We start from the raw sequence: 24391 nt of genomic DNA on the forward strand, positions 1-24391 counted from the left end.
GATCATAAACGGTCGGGTGAAAAACAATCTATCTGGCACGTTCTCGGTGAGATCCGCCGCTCGTCGAGGGACTGCCGGCGTCTTTCGACCTCCCAACTCAGTCCATCGCAGGAGGATCACCGGCGCGAGATCCGGTTACCTGGAACCGGACACTCCCCGCTAGCTGCGTACCCGACTCGAGTTCCGGCTCTTGATCCAGAACTGGATACCGGTCCATCCAGTCAGCGCTGGAACCCGAAAGTGATCGATCGAGAACGAGCACGTCGACGGCGTCGTCGCGAACCTGACACCGAACGTGTTGGTCGCCTTCGGAGAGAATCGTTACTCCGTCCTCGTCGTTGCTCCTGAGGTCTGCGGCGAGCACGTTCCGTTTCGTGCTCCGGAAGTCGTTGGACCCACGGATTGTCGCGTCGTCTTTCCACGGCTGATCGGGGTCGAGTCGCTTCGTGTCGTCGTCCGGCCGATCGCCGGTCGGAAACGCGCTCGCGGTCCCCGACAGTCGACCGATGTGATCCGCAGGGTAGGTACTCCAGTGTCCATCCCGCGTCCACGAAAGCGTGGTGTGGTCGTCCGTAACCGGCAGTGAGAGGCCGACTTCTCGCAGCGAAAGCGACTCCTCGAGCGTGAAATCGTACTCGATTTCGATACCCCCCGAGAGGGTGTGGATCACGAACTCACCAGTTGCCGTCTCGTAGCTCACTTCCGTGACGATCGTCTCGCCGTCGTCTCCGATCCGAACGTCGTCGACCGTTCGTTCCTCGAGCCGGTGGTCGATGGCCTCGTCGTACGCTCTCCCGGCGTCCGACTGAATCGGCGTTGCGGCGAGCTCGAGGGCTCCGGAGACGACCGAGTCGTTACCCCCTGATCCGACAGCAAGCTCTCCCGACCGACAGTCCACCGACAGCGCGTGGGTCGGCGTCTCCGCGCAAACGGCTCCGTTCGCTTCGAAGACGGATCCGGCACCATCAGGAGGACCGCCCCCTGTCTCGTTCGTCCGTTCCGATTCCGGCTCCTCTCGGTGAAGCGCGAACGACGTTATCGTGAATCCGTCCGGATGACAGGCGCGAACGGTAACTTCGTCCGCGTTCTCCGCGGGGATGACGATCTCTCCGCGTTCTCCGGGTTCGATGTCCGCGTCCACGATACCCTCGCCCTCGGCGTGTTCCCACTCGAGGCGACGATCGGAGAGATTGACGAATTCGTAGCAGTTCTCGATCGTAAGCTGAACCGATTCGTCGTCGACCCATTCCGTTGTCGCGAGTTTGACCGGAGAATACGTCTTCTTCACGTGCCAGTATTCGGGCCGCGGCCGCCGGTGTCGGTCGACGATGCCCCAGAGGTAATCGCCCCATTGCTCGAGGTGATCGCCGCCCGCCCAGATCGCCGCACCCATACACGCCTTGAGCGATCGACACTGCTCCCAGATCTCGTCGAACAGGCGACCCCACTCGTCCCGAAGGCCGGGATCGGTGACGAGCTCCTGGTCGTTGTAACAGTAAAGATGGGCGTACTCTCCGAACATGATCGGATCGTTGTGGTCCTCGAACTGGTCGACCGTCGAATCAACTCGTTTGGCCGGATAGTGGTGGCTGTCGATGTCCACGTGCTCTTCCCACGGTTGCCCCTCGTCGTAGATGTCGTAGTGGAAAATAGTCGGACGGGTCGGATCGAGTTCGCGGATGAGAGTCGCGGCGTCCTCGAACGCCTGGTACCACTCGGATTCGTTCGCGATGGACCACAGACAGACCGAGGTTCGGCTTCGGTCGCGCTCAACCATCTCCGCCGTTTGTTGGAGAACCAGATCGTACTCGGGATCGGGGCGGCCCCGTCCGACGAACATGTGCGGCGCTTCGACCTCGACGACGATTCCAAGTTCGTCACAGGCCTCGAGAAACGCTTCGGAGGTCGGGTGGTGGGCCGTCCGAACGAAGTTGATGTTTGCTTCTAGCAGTCGTTCGGCGTCACGGCGGGTCAGTTCTTCCGGGACCGCGTGGCCGTGCTCGGGGATGTGAATCTCTTCCCAGTTAATTCCCCGGAGCGTAAGTGCCGTTCCGTTGAGTCGGAGTTCGTTTCCGACGACGGTCAGCTGGCGAATGCCAACCCGTTTCTCGAGGTTTGTTTGCTGGTCACTGGCGGCGAGTGTACATTCGATATCGTACAACCGGGGTTGCTCCGGGTTCCACGTGACAGGATCCGAGACGGGTATTTCGAGCACCGCCGTCCTCGATTCGCCGCTCTCGAGCGGCTCGAGTTCACGTTCGGTGGAGCCGGCACGTTCTCCGTCCGGGTTCGTCAATTCGATGTCGACGACGGCGTTTTCGACGGCCTCATCCCCGTCGTTCGAAACCGTCGTTTCTGCGTACACCGTCGCCGTTCCGTCGTCGCGGAGCTCGGTGTCTACGTGGAACTGGGAGACGAAGGCCGAAGGGACGCTATAGAGCGTTACGTCTCGCGTAATTCCGCCGGTGACGTTTTGCCAACTGATCTCGTCGGCGGCCGAATCGTGAGAGACCGCGACGGTAACGGTATTGTCCGAGTCGGTCGAAACTTCGTCGGTGATGTCGATTTCGAAGGGGGTGTATCCCCCCGTGTGTTCACCGACCTTCGTTTCGTTAATCCACACTGTCGCCTGACTGTAGACGGCCCCGAACCGGAGTTTGAGTCGATCACCGTCCCACGACGACGGTATCGTGAACGTTCTCCGATACCAGCCGCTGGCGTCGTCGGGCGGGTACCATTCGCTCTCGTCCTCGAGGATTTCGTCCCATCTCCACTGTCCCGGAACGTCCTCTGATCCCCAGTCGTCCGTCTCCGGGATGTCCGTGCCCGCGCGTTCAGTAAACTCCCACTCTCCGTTCAGCGATTGCCGACGCTCCGTCTCCGCTGGTTGAGGAGTGAGCGAAACCGACGGAACGGTATCTCCATTGAAGCTGGAGAGAACCTCGTCCGCTTCGACGGGGGTTCGGTCGCGAGCGCCCACGCTGGGTGCGACGATGGCACTCAATGCAACACCTGATACCGACGAAAGCATCATTCGCCGGCTAACGGCTTCGCTTGGTATGTCTCTGTCTGACATGGCTCATCGAATAATGGCGGGCGATACGTATAGCTATTTCCGTAAGTCAACTGAACGATACAATCACCGCGAGAGAGCGTTTCCGACCGATTTACCGTCGCTATCGTTACGCGGGTGCCTTCGTCCCAAAACCGATTCCGAGTTTGGGTGCCGTCTCCGCAACCGTTAGACGTTCCCAGTTTGGACGTACTGTTGATAGTCGACGTTCGTCTCGCTCGTCTTCGTTTTGAGGGCCGACGAGGTCTGCGGATCGAAGAGGTAGAGATCCTCCTCCTCGAATCCGAACGTGATCCCGATATCTTCCGCCGGGTTGAGCCTGCTTTCGATACGCGCCGTTAGATCGATGTCGCCCATCTCCGCGTAGAGGAAGTTTTCGTTCCCCATCTGCTCGACGACGGTGACGTCACAGGGCATGCTTCCGTCCGAAACGGGCGTCAGGTCTTCCGGCCGGACGCCAACGCGGACGCGGTCCCTGCCCTCGAGCGGTGTTGCGTCCTCGAGCGTGTAGGTGAATCCGCCGGGTCCGGTGAGCGTGTTTCCGTCGATGGCCGCCGTAAAGAGGTTGATGCTCGGACTGCCGATGAATCCCGCGACGAACTCGTTGGTCGGCGATCGATACACTTCCTCGGCCGTGCCGACCTGTTGTAGCTGCCCGTGATTGAGAACGGCTATTCTGTCGCCCATTGCCATCGCTTCGGTCTGGTCGTGAGTTACGTACGCGGTGGTCACCGAGAGTTCCTTTTGTAACTCCTGAAGCTCCGTCCGCATCGTCGAGCGGAGCTTCGCGTCCAGATTTGAGAGCGGTTCGTCCATCAAGAACACCTCGGGATCGCGGATGATCGCCCGACCAAGCGCGACGCGCTGTTGTTGCCCGCCGGAGAGCTCCTTCGGTTTTTTGTTCAACAACGGTTCGATCCCAAGTAACTCCGCGACCTCCGTCACTCGAGCGGCGATTTCTTCGGAGGATTGCTTCGTCGATAGCTTCAGCGGGAAGCCGATGTTCCGTTCGACGGTCATGTGCGGGTACAAAGCGTAATTTTGGAACACCATCGCGACGTTTCGTTCCCGCGCACGTTCGTCCGTTACGTCGGTTCCGTCGAATTCGATGGTGCCCTCCGTAACGTCCTCGAGGCCGCCGATACACCGTAGCGTCGTCGTTTTCCCACAGCCGGACGGCCCCACAAAGACGAGAAACTCCCCGTCTTCGACTGTGAGGTCGACGTCGTCGACTGCCACGATCTGTTCGCCGTCGTCACCGAATTCCTTTCGTAAATTCGTAATGTCGATTGTAGCCATTGTTGATCACCTTATTGTTTGACGGACCCTGCGAGGATCCCTTTGATGAAGTACTTCTGGAGCGTCAGGAACACCACGAAGATCGGAATAATCGCGAGCGATGTCGCGACCATTATCTGGTCGTAGTACACTCGTTGTGCCCCGACGAGATCCGCCAACGCGAGCGGAATCGTGTACATCTCCGGTTCCTGGAGAATAACCAGCGGGTAGAGAAACGCCTGCCACTGGAACAAGAACAGAATAATCGCAAGCGCCGCCAACGACGGGATCATCGTCGGCAACGCGATCTTGTAGTACAGCTGGAACTCCGTTGCGCCGTCCATTCGAGCCGACTCGAGGAGCGAATCGGGTATCGCTCGCATGTTCTGGCGCATCAGAAATATCCCGAGGGGATTCGCCGCCCACGGAAGGATCACCGCGAGGAACGAGTTCGTCCACCCGAACTGGACCATTAGGAGGAACAGCGGAATAATCAGCAACTGAATCGGGAGGATAAGCGTCGCCAAGATAAAGTAGAACAACGGCTCTTTGAACCGGAACTCGTACTTCGCGAAGGCGAAGCCCGCCATCGAACAGAGCAGCAAGGAGAGGATAGTATAGGAAATCGCGATAATGAGGCTGTTCCCGATACTCCTGATGAAGTTCGTGTTCTCCTGTAGCGCCGCGAGGTTTTCGAAGTAGTACGTCCCGGGGATGACCCGCGGCGGCCACGAGAAGAACTCGGATTGAGGGATCGTCGCGGTGACCACCATCCAGTAGATCGGAATCGTCACGAGAGCGGTGACGATGAGCAAGAAGATGTAGCTCCCGAATTTCCAGAGCGCTTTGTTCCTGGTATCCTCGCGCATCAGTCTTCACCCCCTCCGTATTTTATTTGGAGTATTGATAGGATGCTAACCATGGTAACCAGAATCACCGAGGCCGCGCTCGCGTATCCGAGGTTGAACTGCAAGAACGCCTGTTCGTAGATGTACTGTACGACGGTAATCGTTGCGTTGCCCGGGCCGCCGCCGGTAATGACGTACGGCTCGGCGAATATCTGGAAGGTTCCGATCGTCGAGGTGACCACGACGAACAACAGGACTGGACGGAGTTGGGGCAGGGTCACGTACCGAAACTTCTGCCAACGACTCGCACCGTCGATTTCGGCCGCTTCGTACAACTGCTGTGGAACCGTCTGTAACCCGGCTAGTATGATGATCATGTTGTATCCAAGCCACCGCCAGGTGACTGCAATCACGAGCGTGATTCGCGCCCAGAACCCGTCCGTCAACCACGGAATCGCCGTCGTGCCGACGGACTCTAACATGTAGTTGATAAGCCCGATGTCGTCGTTGAACAGCAAGAGGAAGATGGTCGAGTACGCGACGAGGCCAGTCGCGACCGGAAGCGCAATTAGGGTCCGAAATAGCCCCTTTGCGCGAATGAATTTGGCATCCAACACGAGCGCGGTGGCCATACCGAGGATGACCATCAGCGGCACCTGTACAAAGAAAATAAACGCTGTATTGTACATCGACCGGTGGAAGAGCGAATCTCTGAGTAGCAATCGCTCGTAGTTCGATAGACCGGCGAATTCCAGGTTTGCTATCCGCGGAATCGCAATTTCGACTGCTCCCAGTTGTATCTCAAAGAGGTTTCCATCGGCTACGCCGAGATATGTGAAAAAGGACAAATAAAGTGTGTACACCGTCGGAAACAGCAGGAATATCCCGAAGAGGATGAAAAACGGCGAAATATACAGGTAAGGGAGCCCTGGAAGCGTCGGTAGCCATTCGGCAATAGTCTGACGCTTGTACCGAAGCTGATCGGACGCTCGTTTATACGAGTGTGACGACTGAACCTTCGAAATAATAGCTCCAAGGGTCATACCAGAACGACCGTGTTATCTGTCTCTATTGAAATCTCGGTTTGCCCATATTCAGTTCGATGCCTCTCAGCGTTCACATCGTTCATCTGTCTCTCCGCCCGAGTGCTCGAACGGGATACCGATCGAATGTCGTGGCGGAAGTAGTCGTTTTTCGAGCGGACCGAAACCGTCGAATTCGGCGGCTTCGATCCTTCTGGCGTATTGACATGAGTTTGTCTTGTATCCATAGCTACTACTGGTTCCGGGTCGTGTTCGCGTGATTCTGTCCGTCGGTTGTGCTCATATTATGCCAGATCACGGTCAGTGCGGTCTGCGACCGTTTCTGCGGCGTTTTCCATCGCCTCTTCCGGTGATTGTTCGTCGCCGAGCATATCATTGAGTTCCGTCTCGAGTGCGTTCATGACTTCAGGCGTATCTGGCGTATATCGATACGGTTCGATCTCTTCGGCAACCTCCGCGAAGAGTTCCCAGACCGCCTGTCCGTCGTAGAACTCCTGTTCTTCCTCGTAAATCGATGAGTCGTAAGCAGTAGCTAACGACGGAAACAACCCGTACTCCTCTAGCATCGTGTTTTGTACTTCGGGGGTCGTCATGCTCCAGAGGCAGAACTCCCAGACCTCCTCGACGACCTCCTCGTCTTGTATCTGCGATGGGATAACCAGATTGGAGCCGCCCCGATTCGATGCACGGGAACCGCCTTCTTCGAACGCGGGCAACTTGTAGACTCCCCAATTCCCCTCGGTGTCGGGAAGCTCCGCGCGAAGCGTTCCGTCCATCCAGGCTGCCGATATCATCGACAAAATATTGCCTTCAGCGAAGGCGGTAAACCAACCGCCGGACCACATCTCTACGCGCGTTGTAATGCCCGCATCGTCCAAGTCTTTGATCAGTTCTGCGGCACGAACGCTTTCCCCACTGGCGATGTTTACGTCGCCGTCTTCGGTGAACGGCTGTCCACCGAGTTGTCGGAACAGCGTTCGCCAAAGCTGTGGTATCTCTTCGGTCGGAAGATCGAGCATCGCGATATCGTCTGGAAGGGATGCTCCCGCTTCGATAAAGTCGTCCCACGTTTCGATATCATCGGGATCGATTCCCGCCTCGCTGTACCGTTCTCGGTTATAGAATACACCGGTCGGCCCCAGGTCCCACGGAAGCGCGTAATCGTTACCGTCGATGTTGACCGTATCCCACTTTCCGTCAATGATATCGTCCCGTATCTCCGCCTCATCGATTCGGTCGGTGAGGTCGGTTAGCCCGCCGAGGTCGGCGAACGATGCGACTTCGTAGTTTTGAACTGGTGAAAATTCTGGTGCTCCTTCGCCGCTCGTGATCGCGGTCTGGAACCGCTGTTCCCACGCGTCATCCCCGAGTTCGTCGACCGAGATGTCGGTCCCGTTCTCTTCGTTGTATTGCACCGCAGCGTCCTGGAGAGATTGCGCCGCGACGTTCCATCCCCATCCGGTCAGGTCGGTATCGTCGTCACCGCCTGTGCTTACACAGCCTGCCAGTCCAGACACACCGGCGATTCCAAGTGCCTGAAGCAGTCTACGACGGCGAACACTATGAGTGGTTCTGCGTGTCATTGTCATCCAAACTCATGTTAGAGAAGGTATTAAATGAAAGTTTCGGTAAATCCCATATATCATTTTATCGTAACACCCGATGTTCCCATTACGCATCTAACAACGTCCGGATCGGATATCGCGATACAGTGGGCGGAGATAACGGCTGTAGTGGCGATATGGGTGCGGTCGTTTTTGTCCGTAATGCGGACAGTCTGTTGTCGTCGGCTGTGTCGAAATACCACCGCAGCTACTAAATCGACCCTCGACTTTCGTGAACGAACCGTGTTTGCCGAAAGTGACACAAACGGTAACTTGAGATAAGCCAATGACCGAGAGTATCGATTACGATCTGTACGAAGTCCCGCCAAGATGGCTTTTCCTCCGTATCGAGACAAACAGCGGTATCGTCGGCTGGAGTGAACCGATCGTGGAAGGTCGCGCGAAAACCGTCTGCGCCGCTGTCGAAGAACTACTGGATAATTGTCTTCTGGGAGAAGATCCGTTTCGAATCGAGGACCACTGGAAGCAAATGTATCGTGGCGGGTTCTACCGAGGTGGATATCGACGTGGATTTCCACGGCCGCGCGTCTAAAACATGGCCAAACGACTCGCGAAAGCGCTCGAGCCACACGAGTCGCTGTTTATCGAAGAGCCAGTTTTGCCGGAGAACAACGAAGCCCTGCCGGAGATCGCCGCGATGGCTGAAGCACACGATATCTCCGTCGGGCCCCACTGTCCGCTCGGACCGATTGCGCTCGCTTCCTGCATACACTCGATACGTGTTCGCCCAACGCGTTCATTCAGGAACAGCGCCGCAACATACACTATAACGAATCTAGCGACGTGTTAGATTACCTCGTAAACCCGGACGTGTTCCAGTACGACGACGGCTACGTCGACGTATCGGAGGGGCCGGGGCTGGGAATCGAGATCAACGAACAGTACGTCAAACAACAGGCCCAACGAGTGGTGGACTGGCACAATCCCGTCTGGTGTAATGATGACGGGAGCGTTGCTGAGTGGTAACGATGTTGCCATCTCGAGGTACCGAACAACGGTTGAGCGTTGTCAATCGATCGTGATCGCTGTTCACTATAGTGATACGCTGTCCGAGCTTGAGCGGGATATCTACTGACTCGGATCCGTGTCTGTGTCGATAAAGGGTGTTTACGGTATCCATGGCTGTCTCTGTTTCTCGATGATAAACAATTATTATGGTTCGGCGTGGACGTCTCCTATGGAAACGACCCAAGATCAGTTACCTATTCGGGCTGTCGGAACGTGCTTTCGACTTATCGAAGCACTCGAAAATCGTCGAGAAGCAGGCGTAACGGAACTCGCCCGGGAACTCGACATTTCGAAAGGGACCGTTCACAAGCACCTGTCAACGCTTCAGTCGTTAGGCTACGTTGAACGGGATAACGGAGCGTATCGCCTCGGATTCCGGTTCCTCGGGATTGGAGAGCGGGTACGAAGTCACAATCAATTCTGTCTTGCGGCACGACCTGCGATCGACAACCTGGCTGAAACCACGAGTGCGACGGTGAGTTTAATGATTCACCAACACAATCTCGGTGTCTATGCGTATCGATCCGGTGTGACTTACGATACGGGTGGCTTTCTTCCGCCAGTCGGTGGTTCTGTCTATCTCCATGCCACAGCAGGCGGCAAAGCGATTCTTTCTCAGTTCTCCACGGAACGAATAGACGAAGTAATCGAGCAGCGGGGTCTCACCGAGTGTACGGAAAAAACCATCACGACGAAGGATGAACTTACTGAAGAACTCCAGTCTGTTCGCGACCGCGGGCTTGCGTTCGAACGCGGTGAGCACGTTCCTTCGATTCAGTGTGTTGGGGCACCGATTACGACGCCTTCGGGGAGTGTTGCTTCGATCACAGCAGCAGGAAATATCGACAAAATGAGTGGGAAGAAACTCGAGGAAGACATCGCTGGACTCGTAATCAGCGCGAGTAATGCTGTGGAGGTCTCACTCCTTCAGGAGGTGTGATTCTGGAACGACGTTTCGAAATAGGAAACGCAATCAATTATGGAAATGGTGATGGTGTCCCAACCCGTCCCCTCGGTGTTGTTAGAATACCGATCTCCCGTTCCCATTGGCAGTGTAATGTCGCTTTCAAATCGCAAATACCCCTCTTCAACTGCTTAACCCACCAAACTATGGAAACACCGTCATCGTGAGTTGTTGATGCAACATTTACTTTTACACCTGTATGTGTGTATTTCACGTCTTTCTCATTTGTTCCGATCAGAGTTTCCCATGAGGAAACGGGGGTTGTATAATAGAGCGATCCAACCCGCCTGAGACTGTGAAGTTTGTAGAATCGAGCATGTCGGGCACTGTCTAGTTTACACCTCCGTTGGTACCTGTTAGTTGAGTGATTGGTGCTGTCGTTGGGTGTTGTAGTACTGTATAAACTGTTCAAGCCAGCTTCTAACGCTTGCTTGACTGCTCACCCATGAGTTGTGGAAGCGATCGACTCGCGTCTTCAGCGTGTGGAACCACTTTTCGATGAGATTTTGTTCGACGTAGTCGAGCTGACCGTTCAACCCTAAACGAAAGAGGGCAGTCAGATAGCCGTAGCCATCGACGAGAAACACGGTGTCGGCGAGATCGTGTTTCTCGGTGAGTCGGTACAAGAATGCAGCAGCTGAATCGGTACCTTTCCGTCCGAAGACTGCGACATCGAGAATGAGTCATGAGTCTAGGTTGATTGCAGCGTACTCCCAATACCAGTTGCTGTTGATCCTGACAGCAGCCTCATCAACCGCGACCCTCGAGGGCGAAGCCCTCGGCGGGTCTGGCACGCTGTCAGCTAGCCGATGTACCCACTGATAGATCGCTTGATGAGACCGTTCAACGCCGATCAAGCGAAGAACCGCTTGTGTCTCTCGAAGCTAACATCCGGTTGCGTGGAGGCGGACGGCGAACACCCCCGCGGGCGTTGCCGTCCGCTCACGCTCCCAACATTCATCAAATTCCGCTGCGTAAGACTCACTGAGCAGGTCTGCGAGCATTGGTCCAAATTAACTCCACGACCTGCTCGTTCCTCAAACTGGCCTAACTAGACACTGCCAGTAAGAGTGAGAACCCGAGTAGCTGATACGAGAGAAAAAATCCGGTCGACCACGCGTGGTTAAACCGCCCTACTGCGGATCTCGCCCTGTTTCAACGATCGTTTCGACCTGCTCTCTCGAGACCCGGTTCGTCGTTACTTTCCCCTCTTTGAGTGCGGTTCCGACGATAACGCCGCTCGAGCCCTCCTCAAAACAGTCGCTGATCGTCTCGGCCGTCACGCCGCTTCCGACGAAGACCGGCACGGGGTCCTCGAGTTCCCCGAGCGTGTCCGAAACGCGTTCGATATCCTCGAGTTGTGTTTCGACTCCGGTTCCAGCCCCTGAGACGATGACACCGTCTGCTAACCCGCGTTCGGTCGCTTCGAGTGCGACCTGTTCGATCGACGTTTCGCCGACGGGCGTCGCGTGTTTAACGTGGACATCTGCGAGAATTCCGACGTCGGCGTCGATCTGCTCCCGCAGCCGGATCGTCTCATGAGCCTTCCCTTCGAGGACCCCCTGGTCGGTTGCTGCCGCGCCGATGTGGACGTTGACGCGAACGAACGAGGCACCCGTCGCGGCCGCGATAGAGACCGCCGCTTCGGCGTCGTTTCTCAGAACGTTGACGCCGACGGGAACGTCCACGGCGTCTGTCACTGCGTTCGTATGGGCAGTCATCTCCGCGACCACGTGCGTCGGAACGGTTTCCGGATAAAACGGCGCGTCACCGAAATTCTCGAGGATAATTCCGTCGATGCCGCCCGCCTCGAGCGTCCGCGCATCGTCGAGTGCTCGAGAACGAATTGCATCGCGATCACCGTCGAACCCAGGCGATCCGGGTAGTGCCGGGAGATGAACCATCCCAATGATCGGTCGGTCACCGTCGAATTGCTCGAGGAGTTTCATGATCGGTCTGGTCGGCCCTGTACCAAAGATGCACGAACAGCGGCAAAGGGCTCGCACTTCGGGATCGTTTTTACTCGACAGCTAGTAAACAACGACGATGTCTCATCTGTTTACTTCGCTATCGTTGGACGACTACGAAATTCCGAACCGTCTCGCCGTCTCTCCGATGTGTCAATACTCCTGTGACCCAGATGGGCTTTCGACGGAGTGGCATCGCGTTCACCTCGGCAGTCGTGCCGTCGGTGGCGCCGGAATCGTGATGACCGAAGCGACGGCCGTCGAGCCGCGAGGTCGAATTACTCCTCACGATCTGGGTATCTGGAGCGACGAACACGCCGACGCGTTGGCACCGACGATCGAATTTATCCGAAAACAGGGCTCGGTCCCCGCTATTCAACTCGCCCACGCCGGCCACAAGGCGAGTAAGAGCCGACCGTGGGAGGGAAACGACCCGATTCAGCCCGAAGAGGGCGGTTGGGAGGTTCTCTCTCCGTCACCCGAAGCGTACCCGGATTTCGGCGACAAGCCGCCTGCGATGCGAAAAGCGGATCTGGATGACGTCAACGCCGTGATCGAAGCCTATCGCGATGCCGCGACTCGATCGCTCGAGGCGGGCTTCGAAATCGCGGAGGTACACGCCGCTCACGGCTATCTGCTCCACGAGTTCCTTTCGCCGGTGACGAACCGACGCGAGGACGAGTACGGCGGCAGTTTCGAGAACAGGACGAGGCTCCTGCGTGAAGTAACACGGGCGGTCTGTGACGTCTGGCCGGACGAAAAACCGGTGTTCGTTCGTATTTCCGGTACGGACTGGCTCGCCGATCGCAACTCGTGGGATATCGATGATTCGGTCCGACTTGCGGGCGACCTCGAGAATATTGGCGTCGATCTCCTAGACGTAAGTTCCGGCGGCATTCATCCCGATCAGGAGGTCCCCGGCGGGCCGAACTTTCAGGTCCCACTTGCCGAACAGATCCGATCGGCAGGGACAACTGAAATCGCTGTCGGCGCAGTCGGCGGGATCACCGAACCGAAGCAGGCCGATGCCGCGATTCGAAACGGACGAGCGGATCTCGCCCTCGTCGGCCGAGAATTCCTTCGAGACCCCTACTTCGGGACGCACGCGGCAGACGAGTTAGGGATCGAAGACGCCGAAACGAAGTGGCCGGTACAGTATCGTCGTGCTGTCTCCCGTTCGAGTGAGTAGGTGCTGATTCGGGGGTTCTTGCTTGCAGACGGTTACGAATGATTCCGTGACCGTTCCTGCTTCTCGGTCGTGTCGCATGTGATTGGTACGGAAAAGCTCCAAGAAAACAGAATTGGACGTGAGCGACGTATTGGTATTTCCTTCCCACACTCTGCTTACCAGGCGGACGCGTCTTTTGGTAGGCACTGGGAGATGGCTCAACAGATGCCGTCTCTAATACATTTCTATTAGAAAAAATCACTCGATATGCTATCAAATAAGTCGTTCTGGTCGGGTGATCATGAGGAGGTCTTTGTCCGGTGCCAACGGGGAGGCGATAGCATAATCACGCCGAGAGTGCACTGGTGTGTTCACTGATTCTGTGATTGGCTATATAATTGAATAAATCGACTATATTTGTATGAAATGATTGATAAACTTCTGAACACTGGGTCTGTATCGCGTATAATTATATTATATTCGGAATATACTGGCGAAATTTACTGTGGCTGATGTCCGAACTCCGTCTACAAGTAACTGAAATCTCCCGTCCATCGATCGGAACAAATGATTTGATCTCGTGTCTACCGCTACTATACGCCTTCGTTCGATGAACTGCCGAGTTGTCGTTCCGGTACAACTAGAGGCGTTTCCGCTGGACCAGCCCCATTTGAACGAGAAATTAGTTCTATCGAAATCTGATTCTTATCTTAGTGTTGTTCAACTAACTCGGTGGACTAATTGGCACTCGGCGAGTACTGAGCGGGAGTCGGGTTGCGAGAAATACGGCGACGGATTACAGCGTTTCGAGGGTCGCTGTATTATGTCGTCGCGGTCGTTACGAGCCCGTCGAAGTTGAGGATGATCCGCTGGGCGATATCGCCGAAAATCGCTTTCCCGGTGGGGGAACGGCTTCGTCCGACCACGAAGATGTGATCGCACTCAAGGCGCTCGGCTGCGTCGAGAACCTCGTCAGAAATGTCGTCATCCTCCGTCACGACTCCTTCGACCTCGTAGTCGATATCGGCGTCTCCCTCGTCGAACGACTCGTCGGCGAGTTCTCGAGCGAACCGAGTCGTCATATCGAGGGCGGTCGACTCGTCGTAGGTCGTGTGCTCGACGTTGCCGATCGTTTCGAGGGCGTCGATTCCTTCCTCGTACTGTTCGGGTGTCATCCAGGAGAACAACACGAGTTCGGCGTCGGTACCCGCGATGAACTGTCCGGCCTCCCGGAGCAGCCGCTTGTGTGCTTCCGTGTCGTTGATAACGACTAATCCACGATCCATATCCAAACCCATAGACTCCCCGATTAATAAGTTTAGTTGCTGTTTCGGACTCGATAGTTGTTCCTGGCGTCTAGAGGTTGGGGACGTTGTTGGGGCTCGCGTTCCATTTCGACATCTATCGGCGTCTCAGCTCTCGAGGTTGCCTTTCGCGTCCCAGATCTCGGTGACGAGGTCGACGAAAACCTCGGTCCGAATCGGGTAGCCGTGCTCGCCCGTTTCCTCGAGTGAACAGTCCTCAAGCGTGGCGACGAACTCGGGTGTGTAGGCCCAATCCGTCAATTCCGTTCGCACGTCGAGTGTCAGCGTATCATCGTCATCAGTCTCGAGCCAGGAAACCGCTCCCTGTCGAGCGGTGTACTCGATCGTGTAGGTTTCACCACCGATCAAATCGACCACGGCCGCCATTGGCCCGATCTCGAGCGAATCGTTTTCGCCTTCGAGAGCGAGCGTTCCGTCGACGACTCGCGCACCGTATCGTTGTTCGTCGGTCATTGTATCGCGTACAGATGGGCGGCTGTCGGATATATCTATCCTGCCCGAGCTGGGGCTCCCGTTGACGCTCAGTTTTAGAGAGGTACACTCGGCACTCGAAGACGTCCGGTTTCGCGAGGCGACTCAGGATGGTCGCTGTCTGTGACCCGGGATGTTACCACTCTGCGACGCTTCCGTCCTCGTGTTTCCAGACCGGGTTGTGCCAATTGACATCCTGTTGTGACCGCTCGCGGACTGCGGCTTCGTCTACGTCGATGCCAAGCCCGGGATCGTCGGGGAGGCTCACGTACCCATCGTCGTACTCGAAGATATCCGGTTTCGCGAGGTAATCGAGCACATCGCTGGTTTTGTTGTAATGGATGTCGAGGCTCTGTTCCTGAATGAGCGTGTTCGGGGTACAGGCGTCGACCTGGATACACGATGCGAGGGCGATGGGACCGAGCGGACAGTGGGGTGCAATGGCGACATCGTATGTCTCCGCCATCCCTGCGATTTTCTTTACTTCGGTAATCCCCCCTGCGTGAGAGAGATCGGGCTGAATGAGATCGACCGCACCGCTCTCGAGGAGGGGTTTGAAGTCCCAGCGAGAGAACATCCGTTCCCCTGTCGCGATCGGAATCGTCGTGTGCTGGGCGATTTCCGGAAGCGCGTCGTTGTGCTCGGGCAGTACCGGCTCTTCGATGAACATCGGTTCGTACGGCTCGAGTGCCTTCGCGAGTCGCTTCGCCATCGGTTTGCTGACCCGTCCGTGGAAATCGACGCCGATATCCACGTCGTCTCCGACAGCGTCCCGTACTTCGGCGAGTCGGTCGCGCGCCGCCGCGACGGTGTCGGGCGAATCGATTCGTCGGAGCTCTGCCGTCGCGTTCATCTTTAACGCCGTAAATCCAGCATCAACTTTCTTTGCGGCCGCTTCGCCGACTTCCTCCGGTCGGTCGCCGCCGATCCACTGATAGACGCGAATCCGGTCTCGAGCGTGCCCGCCCAGCAGTTCGAACACCGGCGCGTCGTATCGTTTGCCCTTGATGTCCCACAGCGCCTGATCGATACCCGCAATCGCGCTCATCAGGATCGGGCCGCCGCGATAAAACCCGCCGCGGTACATTCGCTGCCAGTGGTCTTCGATTCTCGCCGGATCTTCGCCGAGGAGGTAGTTGTCCAACAGTTCTTCGACGGCGCTTCGGACGGTCTTCGCTCGCCCTTCGACGACCGGCTCTCCCCACCCGACGGTGCCGTCGCTCGTCGTCAGTTTGAGAAACAGCCACCGAGGCGGAACCTCGAATAGTTCGTAATCAGTTATTTGCATGGGCTACCGGTCGAGTAGTGGCCCCGCTATATTCACCTTTTGGAATGTGTCATAGACAGACTCGCAAACTTCGACGGGCGTCTCCATTCGGCCTGATGTCTGATGAAATCCGTCGATAGCGCTGAATTGCCAGCGGATCAGCCGTAAAATTCGGAGGCCGTTTAGGAGGTGGGTTACCGGCGCGTTTCTCTCTGCTGTCGGTGATGCTAGTTATTATATACGATGCTTACGACGGAAACCGTACGATCATACCACTATGACTACTGAGACGACCATCCGAGTCGGCGTTCGAACGCGCTCATTGACGGACGAGCGGCTTCAGTACATCCGCCAGTTGGGTGCGACGGACGTCTTTATCGATCACGCCGACGTCGAGGAAGAGCCCGACGAATTCAACGACCGCGACGCGGGTGCGACCCTCGAGGTCGGCCGTAATGCGATTCCGTCGGTAAGAGAACTCGAGGCGGCGAAAGCCCGCGTCGAAGCATCGGATCTCACGCTGATCGGGATCCAGTCGTTACCCTACTCGTTGTACGGCGACATTATGTTCGACCGGGATGGGAAAACCGAGGCGCTCGAGCAAATCACGATGCTGGTCCGGAACCTCGGCGAGGCGGACATTCCGATTCTGGGTTATCAGTGGAATCCGCGCGGCGTCGTTCCGATGCGGACCGGAACGGCCGAACTTCGCGGCGGCGCACGCGGCACGGCATTCGATTACGACGCGCTCGAGGATCCTGACGAACTCGCGCCGGGTCTCGATCGGGTCTACACCGAGGACGAGTTCTGGGACAACTACGAATCGTTTCTCGAGGAAGTACTCCCCGTCGCCGAATCCGCCGGCGTCGAGTTGGCGCTCCATCCGGTTGATCCGCCGGGTCTCGAGTCGATGTGTGGTATCCCGCGTCTCTGCCGGAACGTGGAGAATTTCGAACGCGCGATGGATTCGGTCCCGAGCGATATCCACAGTCTCAAACTTTGTCTCGGCTGTTTCTCGCAGTTAGGTGAAGACGTGACCGACGTGGTTCGCACCTTCGGCGAGCGCGACCAGATCGGGTTCGTTCACTTTCGCGATGTCGTCGGGACCGTGCCGAACTTCCACGAGACGTTCGTCGATGCAGGCAATTTCGACCCGGCAGAGGTCATCAAAACGCTCGATGAGATCGGATACGACGGCGTCGTTATCCCCGATCACGTCCCCGAAATGGCGGGTGATACCGACTGGCGTCACCGGGGCCGTGGCTACACCGTTGGCTACCTTCGCGGTGTCATCGACGCAGTCCAATCCGGTCCGTCGTAGTCGGGCGCTCGAGTGGATCTGTCTCGGTTGAAACACGTTGCCCTGATTCAAACACGTTGTCTTGATTCGAACACGTTGCCTCGGTTCGAACACTTCCTGAAACGTTCCGCCGTTGATTGCCGTCGACCGCTGTGGTGCGGTCGAACAGGAGCGTCTAGTTCGTCGCGGATCTTACAGTCCGTCGAACTCGAACTGCTGGTGTGCAACGCCGGTGTGGCCCCACAGGAGCACGTCCGTTCCCGGCTCCTCGTTGCCGCCTTCGACGTCTAACCCTACGTCTTCACCGGCCGGGTGCATGGAATAGCGGAACTCGCCGGTGGGAGTGAAGATCGGATCGATGTCCCAGCGCTGGTGATCCCCACCGCTGTCCTCGGCGACTTGCACGTTCGATCCGTTTTCGATTTCGCCATCTTCGACCTCGAGGACCTCACCGGTCGCCTCGAGCTCGAGGCGATAGTGATCGCCGTCCTCCTCGAGGATCCAGCGCTGGTCGTCACCGTGGTCCCAGTCATCCATCTCGAGGGTGCCGTCACTCACAGTCAACGGCATCCCGGTGTGTCCAGCGTTGATTCGATAGGTGCCGGGCTCGATCGGATCGACTTCGGGGTCGCCGTCTCCCGCCTGGGTCTTGTCGACGATATAGGAGAGTTCGACCGCCTCGCCGGGGTCGGTTTGCCACTCGAAGACGAGGTCCCAGCCGTCGCCGGCCCACTCGAAGTAGTGCGTCCAGGCGGTCGGTTCGGACGGAACGGACTCGAGTTCGGCTCGGACGTCGAACGCGGCGTTGGGGCGACCGTGGATATCTGTGACCCGTGCGGCTTCGTCGGCGCCTGACGAGAGCGTGACCGTCCCCGATGCGATTCCACCGCCGAGATTATCCCTGACGATCGTGTTCAGCGCTTCGACCTCGATGTCCGCTTTCGTTCCCGCGTTGCGAACGTCGTTGTTGACGATGCGGCCGTTCTGTCCGAAAAAGCGAATTCCGTGTGTCTGGGTCGGATCGTCCGGTGCACCGTCACCATCGGGAAGGGTAATTTCGTCTCGTTCCGCCTCGGGGAGGTCGTCGACGACGTGGAGATTCGAGACGGAGAATCCGTCCGCAGTCGAGGTGACGGCTTCGTTGACGACGTTCTTGACGAGGCCGCCCTGAATCGTGATGTTCTCGACGTCGTCGACGACGATTCCGTTGAACCGGGCGCCGATGATATTGACTTCGCCGACCGTGATCTCGTTCGACTCGGTCGTGAGGTGCATTCCGCGCGGGGCGTCGCGACTGACGACCTGTCCGACGGAGACGTTTTCACAGCCGTTGGCACAGCGAAACGTCGCGTACCAGGTCGGCGACTCGGGATTCTCGCCGACGACGCTGTTTACCACCGCATTCTCGGTTTCGTTCAGGATGACAGCGGAGCCTCCCATGTCGACGCCGATTACCTGGTCGACGACGACGCGCTCGGCGTCGTACGTTTCGACGGCGTGGTGTCGACCGCCCTCGACGTAGACCGAACTGATGAACACGTCCGAAGCGGGGTCCTCTCGAGCGCGGGCGTCGATCCTGACGGCCTCGAAGAAGTCGCCGACCCACCCCGGATCGTTCAGGATTTCCGCTCGACTGGCGTCCGGATCGAACGATGTCGGCGGCCAATCGGGTTCGTCGACCTCCCAGTAGTTTACGAATCCGTCGGTGTCGTCGAACCGGATGTCGATGTCGCCGAGTTTGATCGAGTTGCTATCCTGTAGCCATACCGCAAATCGCGGATTCCCGGTAATCGTTAGTCTCGGGATTTCGATTTCCTCCTCGTCGAACGCTCGAATCGGAATCACGAGCGGCTGATCGCCGTCGTCTTCGACTCTTATGGTTCCCGCGACGTCGAGGATCGTATAGCTCGGCAGAACGATCTGGGTCAGTTCGTCGACGGGCCCGATCGTTCCGGACGCGGTAACAAGCACTCGTTCTTTTACCGTCCGATCCTCGCTCAGACTGTCGACGGCGGTCTGAATCGCTTTGACGTACTCCTCGCCACTGTAGACGGTTGTTTCGTCGGTATCTACCTGATAGCAGCCCTCGTCGTTCTCCCAGACGATCACGTCGGGCTCTCGAGCTGGGGTGTGGTGGTGGTTCGTCTGCAGCCTGTCAAGGTTGTATAGCCCGTTGTCGGAAGCATCAACGTCTCCGTCCCAGTTGTACCAGGGTTGATTTCCGGTCTCTGGGGCGGTCGATGGGTCCCGGGTAGCGGTTGTACTCCCAGTGAGTGCGGCGCCGAGCCCTGTCGCTCCGAGCACGGCCAGCGCTCCCCGTCGTCCCATCGAAAGTGATCTATCGTCGAGACCGCTCCTGTCCGTATTTGCGGTTCGATCTGGTTGTTCGGCACCGTTTGCAACCATTCGATTGTCTCTCTTTGCAACCTGATTATTGCTGTCTTCTGTCATGGGTAGTGTTGTCGCGTTTGCGACGATCGGATTATTACTCGACCATAATAAAAAATTTTGTATTTATACGAGTCCGTATTGGTTGTCTGTCACGACTACTGTCGTCGCCGCTACGTTTCGTATCTTTAACTGCCTACAAGGTGTGTGGTCACGTGATGACTCGAGTTGCGGCTTCGACTCGCGTTCGCCACGAACGGCGCTCCATTTTGCCTGTCCTCTGATATTCGTGCGTTCCCTTGACTTTTCGGACCCAGCCCCCTTCACAGAGGAAATTCTTTGTAACAGAACGTCGTTACTCAATAGAGCCGTAGTCGTTCGTTTCTCTGTGGGTCGTTGAATGTTCGATTTGTCGAGTTATACGGTATCACACCTCGTTCGGCTAGAGCGGATATTATCGATAACGTGATTATTGAGTCCTTAGAATCGGTTTCACCGAAAAATCACGGATGAATGACCGATCGACTGGCAGTTTATTTACAATCATATTGTTGTAATATCTTCGCCAAAAATCTGTCGGCAATCCACTCCAATCCGGTTGTACCGGACAATATGTCTTCGAGCGGTCCAATCAGTAACGCGCTATTTCGACGACTACTCCGGATCGGTACCGATGCTCCTGAGGAATATGGCGAGCGCCGTCTCGAGCTCCGGAACGAATCCGATCCGGGCCCGTCTCGAGAGGGTCCATATCCCAATAGACTATTAGCTTAGCGAAGAACACCGTTCTCAATGGATACGAACCGAATCTCGATCCTCGAGGAGCGCAGAGCAGACGCGATGTCGCTGGTCGCAGAGTCCGTGGCACCGATTCGATACGTCGCCGCCGAACCGGTCGTCGAAATTGCGTCGCGCGACCTTCGAGACGACATCGAGCGCGTTACGGGGCACCGACCGAACTGTCGTCGCGGGTTCGACGACCTCGGGGAACGTGCGATTCTCGTCGGGACGTACGGAGTTCACGATGGATTCGACCGACACGTCGACCGGATCGTAGCCGACCACGGACTCGAGGAGGAGACCGAGAGCTTCCTTCTCGGGGTCGTCGGGGACGGGGCCCGCGAAGAACCGCAAGGCGTGGATGAAGCGCTGGTGATCGCAGGAAGCGATTCGCGCGGGACGGCCTACGGAATCTACGAACTGTCGAAGCGAATCGGCGTCTCGCCGTGGTACTGGTGGGGAGACGTTCCGACTGACGAGTGCGAGCAACTTTATGCGACGAGGGGAATCGAGCAGGCGGGACCTCCATCGGTCAGCTACCGTGGCATCTTCATCAACGACGAGGATTTCGGGATTCGCGAGTGGGCCCAACAAACGTACGATCCGGAGACGCCCGACGGAATCGGTCCGAAGACCTACGAGCGGGTGTTCGAACTCCTCTTGCGGCTCAAGGCGAACACGATATGGCCGGCGATGCACGACGGCACGAAAGCCTTCTACCGGTGTGACGGGAACCGCGACGCCGCCGACCGGTACGGAATCATCGTCGGCACGTCCCACTGCGAGCCGATGCACCGAAACAACGTCGACGAGTGGGAGACGGACAGCCAGGGCGAGTGGAACTACGAGACTAACGCCGAGGCGGTCCGAGAGTACTGGGCCGAACGCGTCGAAGAAGTCGCCGGCCGAGAAAACATCTTCACGATTGGTATGCGCGGGATCCACGACTCCGGTATGCCCGGCGGGGACACCCTCGAGAAGCGCGTCGACCTGCTCCAGCGGGTTATCGACGACCAGCGCGAGTTGCTCGAGGAGACTCTCGAACCCAATGTCGCGGACGTTCCACAGGCGTTTTGCCCGTACAAGGAGACGCTCGAACTCTACCGTAACGGCCTCGAGATCCCAGATGACGTCTGTGTGGTCTGGCCCGACGACAACTTCGGCTACCTTCGACGGCTCCCGACGGAAGCAAAGCGGGGGCAAAGCGGCGGTCACGGCGTCTACTACCACCTCTCCTACTGGGGGCGTCCTCACGACCACCAGTGGCTCTGTTCGATCCCGCCGGCGCTGATCCGCGAGGAGATGCGACGGGCGTACCACCACGGAGCCGAGACGCTGTGGATCGCGAACGTCGGGGATCTCAAGCCGGCGGAGAAAGAAACCGAGTACTTCCTCGAGTTGGCCTGGGATATCGACGGCGTCGGAGAACGGTCGGCACGGGAGTGGCTGAGGGAGTGGGCCGCCCGCGAGTTCGGGGAGAGCCACGCGGCGGAAATCGCCGACGTGCTCTGTGAGTACTATCGACTCGCGCTCGCCCGCAAACCCGAACACGTCGGCTGGAACGGCGTCTATCCGAACACAGAGAAAAACGAACCCGAGTTCAGCGCGATCCACCACGGCGACGAGGCTCGTCGACGGCTCGAGGCCTACGAACGGATCGACGAAACGGCGACGGAGCTATACGAAACGCTCCCCGAGCATTTCCGAACGGCGTTTTTCCACCTCGTCGGCTATCCGGTCCGGTGTGCGCGGGCGATGAACGAGGCGGCTCTCGAGGCGATGCGGAGTCGCCTCTACGCAGGACAGGGAAGAACGAGCGCGACGAACTACGCGCGGCGATCGCGAGCGGCACTCGAGCGCGTCGCGGCCGAGACCGAGCGGTACAACGCCTCTTCGGACGGGAAGTGGCGAGGAATGATGTCCGCGAGTCCGCGCGATCTCCCGGTGTTCGACCAGCCGGCGACTGCGGGCGTGACCGAAGAACAGGGGCCGACGCTCGAGGTCGCCGTTGAGGGCTCGTCCGGGGTCGCCGGAAGGGGTCCGCGCCGACGGCGGCTCCCGGCGTTCGTCCAGGGCGTCGACCGCTGTCGGTTCGTCGACTGTTACAATCGGGGAACGGGAACTATCGAGTGGACGGCGACAGCTGAGGAGTGGATCGACCTCGAGCACTCGTCGGGAGCGTTCGACGGCGATCGACGGGTCCGCGTGGCTATCGACTGGGAAGCAGCCCCCGATTCGAAGACGACGGGCCGAATTCGGATCGAGGGTGCCGGACGCGAACTCGAGGTCGAAGTACCGATCAGGCCGCGAACGTCGTCGTCGCCGGATTCTCGAGCCGAATCTGTGTCCTCCTCTGAACCGGATCAGCGACCGGTCTTCGTCGAATCGAACGGTCGGGTCGCTATCGAGGCGGATCACCCGACGGAACTCGTGCAAGGTGCGACGCGCTGGAAGCCGGTCGACGGGCTGAGCCGAACGACCGGGACTGCGATGGCCAGTCGTCCGATCGACGGGCCGCGAATCGGTGCCGGTGCTGGCATCGTCGATGCGACTGACGTTCGCGAGCGAGCGGCTCGACTCGAGTACGTGTTCGAGGCGAGTGCGGGCGACGTTCGCGTCGAGGTACAGTTGTTGCCGACCCACGCGCCGTCGGACTCGACGCCCCACCGGTACGCGGTCGCGATCAACGACGCCGACCCGACGATAGTCGACTTCGACGCGAACGGGGGTGAACACGACCCGGAGTGGCAGCGAAACGTCCTCAGATCCTGCGTCCGTTCGACGACCGATCACGAACTGAGCGGGTCCGATAGGCACGTGCTGTCGCTGTATGCGGTCGATCCCGACGTCGTCGTCGATCGAGTGACCGTCTACACCGAAGACGATGTCCGTCGATCGTCTCTCGGTCCGCTCGAGACGCGCGACCGTCGACTGGACCGGTAGCTCGTCTGGTCGCGCTCCCGTCGATCTTTCTACCACCCAAAGAATCATGTCGGATCCTCACACACCGTTATCCATGCCACCCGAAGAACTACCGAGGATCGGGCTCGGGACGTACTCCGAGAACGATCGCGATCAGTGGACCGAGCGCGTCGAAACTGCACTTCAGGTCGGGTATCGACACGTCGACACGGCACAGGGCTACGAGAACGAGGCGTACCTCGGGGAGGGAATCGCCGAATCGGCCGTCGACCGGGACGAGATCTTCCTTGCGACGAAGGTCGATACGGGCAACCTCGCGTACGACGACGTCCTTGAGTCCGTCGAGGCGAGTCTCGATCGTCTCGAGACGGACTACGTCGACTTGCTCTACGTTCATTGGCCCCACGAGACCTACGAACCCGAAGAGACGCTGTCGGCGTTCGACGAATTGCGCGATCGGGGAGCGATCCGCCACGTCGGCGTCTCGAACTTCGAGCCGGACCAGCTCGATCGAGCGCGCGATGTCCTCGATGCGCCGATCGTCGCTCACCAGGTCGAATGTCACCCGTTCTGCCAGCAAACGGAACTGCGCCGCTACGCTCGCGAACACGATCACTGGCTGGTGGCGTACTGTCCCCTCGCGAAGGGAGAAGTGTTCGCCACATCGGGCGACCGCGACATCGCGGATCCATTCGCGACGCCCGTCGAGTTCGACGTCTCCGCGCTGAGCGAAATCGCGGACAAACACGAAACGACGCCCGCGCAGGTGTCGCTGGCATGGTTGCTCTCGAAGGACAACGTCGCAGCGATTCCGAAAGCCAGTAGCGAACCCCACATGCGTGAGAATCTGCAGGCGACAGATCTCGAGCTAGACGCCGCCGATCTCGAGCGGATCGACGCGTTCGAACGGGAACACAGGCTCATCGATCCCGATTTCGGTGCCTGGAACCGTTGATCTCGATCC

15 protein-coding genes and 2 pseudogenes are annotated in these 24391 nt (G+C 58.0%); 6 read left to right on the top strand and 11 right to left on the bottom strand.

What is annotated here, in order from left to right; translation table 11 throughout:
* Nucleotides 1–97: 97 nt before the first annotated feature.
* The 5 genes from ACYQ14_RS21430 to ACYQ14_RS21450 form a co-directional block, all read right to left on the bottom strand.
* Nucleotides 98–3076 carry a glycoside hydrolase family 2 protein gene (locus ACYQ14_RS21430; protein WP_459891305.1) on the bottom strand — a complete coding sequence of 993 codons (2979 nt, stop codon included), beginning with the start codon at nucleotides 3074–3076 and terminating at the stop codon, nucleotides 98–100.
* Between the two features lie 165 nt (nucleotides 3077–3241).
* Nucleotides 3242–4372, bottom strand: coding sequence for an ABC transporter ATP-binding protein (locus ACYQ14_RS21435; protein ID WP_459891307.1), 1131 nt, complete (start codon nucleotides 4370–4372; stop codon nucleotides 3242–3244).
* 11 nt (nucleotides 4373–4383) lie between these two features.
* Nucleotides 4384–5220 carry a carbohydrate ABC transporter permease gene (locus tag ACYQ14_RS21440; RefSeq protein ID WP_283837227.1) on the bottom strand — a complete coding sequence of 279 codons (837 nt, stop codon included), beginning with the start codon at nucleotides 5218–5220 and terminating at the stop codon, nucleotides 4384–4386.
* The gene (locus ACYQ14_RS21445; protein ID WP_459891310.1) at nucleotides 5220–5846 is read right to left on the bottom strand and encodes a carbohydrate ABC transporter permease; all 627 of its coding nucleotides are present in this window, start codon (nucleotides 5844–5846) and stop codon (nucleotides 5220–5222) included. Before ACYQ14_RS21445 ends, ACYQ14_RS21440 begins: the two co-directional genes overlap by 1 nt.
* A gap of 680 nt (nucleotides 5847–6526) precedes the next feature.
* Nucleotides 6527–7759, bottom strand: coding sequence for an extracellular solute-binding protein (locus ACYQ14_RS21450; protein ID WP_459891312.1), 1233 nt, complete (start codon nucleotides 7757–7759; stop codon nucleotides 6527–6529).
* 373 nt (nucleotides 7760–8132) lie between these two features.
* Here ACYQ14_RS21450 and ACYQ14_RS21455 point away from each other — a divergent pair.
* Nucleotides 8133–8833: pseudogene (locus ACYQ14_RS21455) on the top strand (enolase C-terminal domain-like protein).
* 211 nt (nucleotides 8834–9044) lie between these two features.
* Complete coding sequence (locus ACYQ14_RS21460) at nucleotides 9045–9815, top strand: IclR family transcriptional regulator (RefSeq protein ID WP_459891314.1); 771 nt, start codon at nucleotides 9045–9047, stop codon at nucleotides 9813–9815.
* Between the two features lie 380 nt (nucleotides 9816–10195).
* On the opposite strand, the pseudogene ACYQ14_RS21465 reads toward ACYQ14_RS21460, so the two are convergent.
* Nucleotides 10196–10843 (bottom strand): annotated as a pseudogene (locus tag ACYQ14_RS21465) (IS6 family transposase).
* Between the two features lie 129 nt (nucleotides 10844–10972).
* The gene (locus ACYQ14_RS21470; protein WP_459891316.1) at nucleotides 10973–11788 is read right to left on the bottom strand and encodes a BtpA/SgcQ family protein; all 816 of its coding nucleotides are present in this window, start codon (nucleotides 11786–11788) and stop codon (nucleotides 10973–10975) included.
* 97 nt (nucleotides 11789–11885) lie between these two features.
* Here ACYQ14_RS21470 and ACYQ14_RS21475 point away from each other — a divergent pair, with 97 nt between their 5' ends.
* Nucleotides 11886–12995, top strand: a complete 1110-nt coding sequence (locus tag ACYQ14_RS21475; RefSeq protein WP_459891318.1) for an NADH:flavin oxidoreductase/NADH oxidase — start codon at nucleotides 11886–11888, stop codon at nucleotides 12993–12995.
* A gap of 800 nt (nucleotides 12996–13795) precedes the next feature.
* Here the strand turns inward: ACYQ14_RS21475 and ACYQ14_RS21480 are convergent.
* From ACYQ14_RS21480 to dgoD, 3 genes are all read right to left on the bottom strand, one after another.
* Entirely contained in the window at nucleotides 13796–14260 is a 465-nt protein-coding gene (locus tag ACYQ14_RS21480; RefSeq protein WP_459891320.1) for a universal stress protein, read from the bottom strand.
* Nucleotides 14261–14386: 126 nt separating this feature from the next.
* On the bottom strand, nucleotides 14387–14752 hold the full coding sequence (locus tag ACYQ14_RS21485) for a hypothetical protein (RefSeq protein ID WP_459891322.1): 366 nt from the start codon (nucleotides 14750–14752) through the stop codon (nucleotides 14387–14389).
* Between the two features lie 154 nt (nucleotides 14753–14906).
* Nucleotides 14907–16058, bottom strand: coding sequence for a galactonate dehydratase (gene dgoD / locus ACYQ14_RS21490; protein WP_459891323.1), 1152 nt, complete (start codon nucleotides 16056–16058; stop codon nucleotides 14907–14909).
* Between the two features lie 256 nt (nucleotides 16059–16314).
* Between dgoD and ACYQ14_RS21495 the strand changes: the two genes are divergently transcribed.
* Nucleotides 16315–17358 (top strand): mannonate dehydratase, encoded by a 1044-nt coding sequence (locus ACYQ14_RS21495; protein ID WP_459891325.1) that lies wholly within the window; start codon nucleotides 16315–16317, stop codon nucleotides 17356–17358.
* Nucleotides 17359–17529: 171 nt separating this feature from the next.
* Here ACYQ14_RS21495 and ACYQ14_RS21500 read toward each other — a convergent pair whose 3' ends face one another.
* Nucleotides 17530–19788 carry an RICIN domain-containing protein gene (locus tag ACYQ14_RS21500; RefSeq protein ID WP_459891327.1) on the bottom strand — a complete coding sequence of 753 codons (2259 nt, stop codon included), beginning with the start codon at nucleotides 19786–19788 and terminating at the stop codon, nucleotides 17530–17532.
* A 729-nt stretch (nucleotides 19789–20517) separates the two neighbouring features.
* Here ACYQ14_RS21500 and ACYQ14_RS21505 point away from each other — a divergent pair.
* Complete coding sequence (locus ACYQ14_RS21505; RefSeq protein WP_459891329.1) at nucleotides 20518–23448, top strand: glycosyl hydrolase 115 family protein; 2931 nt, start codon at nucleotides 20518–20520, stop codon at nucleotides 23446–23448.
* 73 nt (nucleotides 23449–23521) lie between these two features.
* Nucleotides 23522–24382, top strand: a complete 861-nt coding sequence (locus ACYQ14_RS21510) for an aldo/keto reductase (protein WP_459891331.1) — start codon at nucleotides 23522–23524, stop codon at nucleotides 24380–24382.
* The last annotated feature ends 9 nt before the right edge of the window (nucleotides 24383–24391 follow it).

It is taken from the genome of Halostagnicola bangensis, assembly GCF_054653435.1.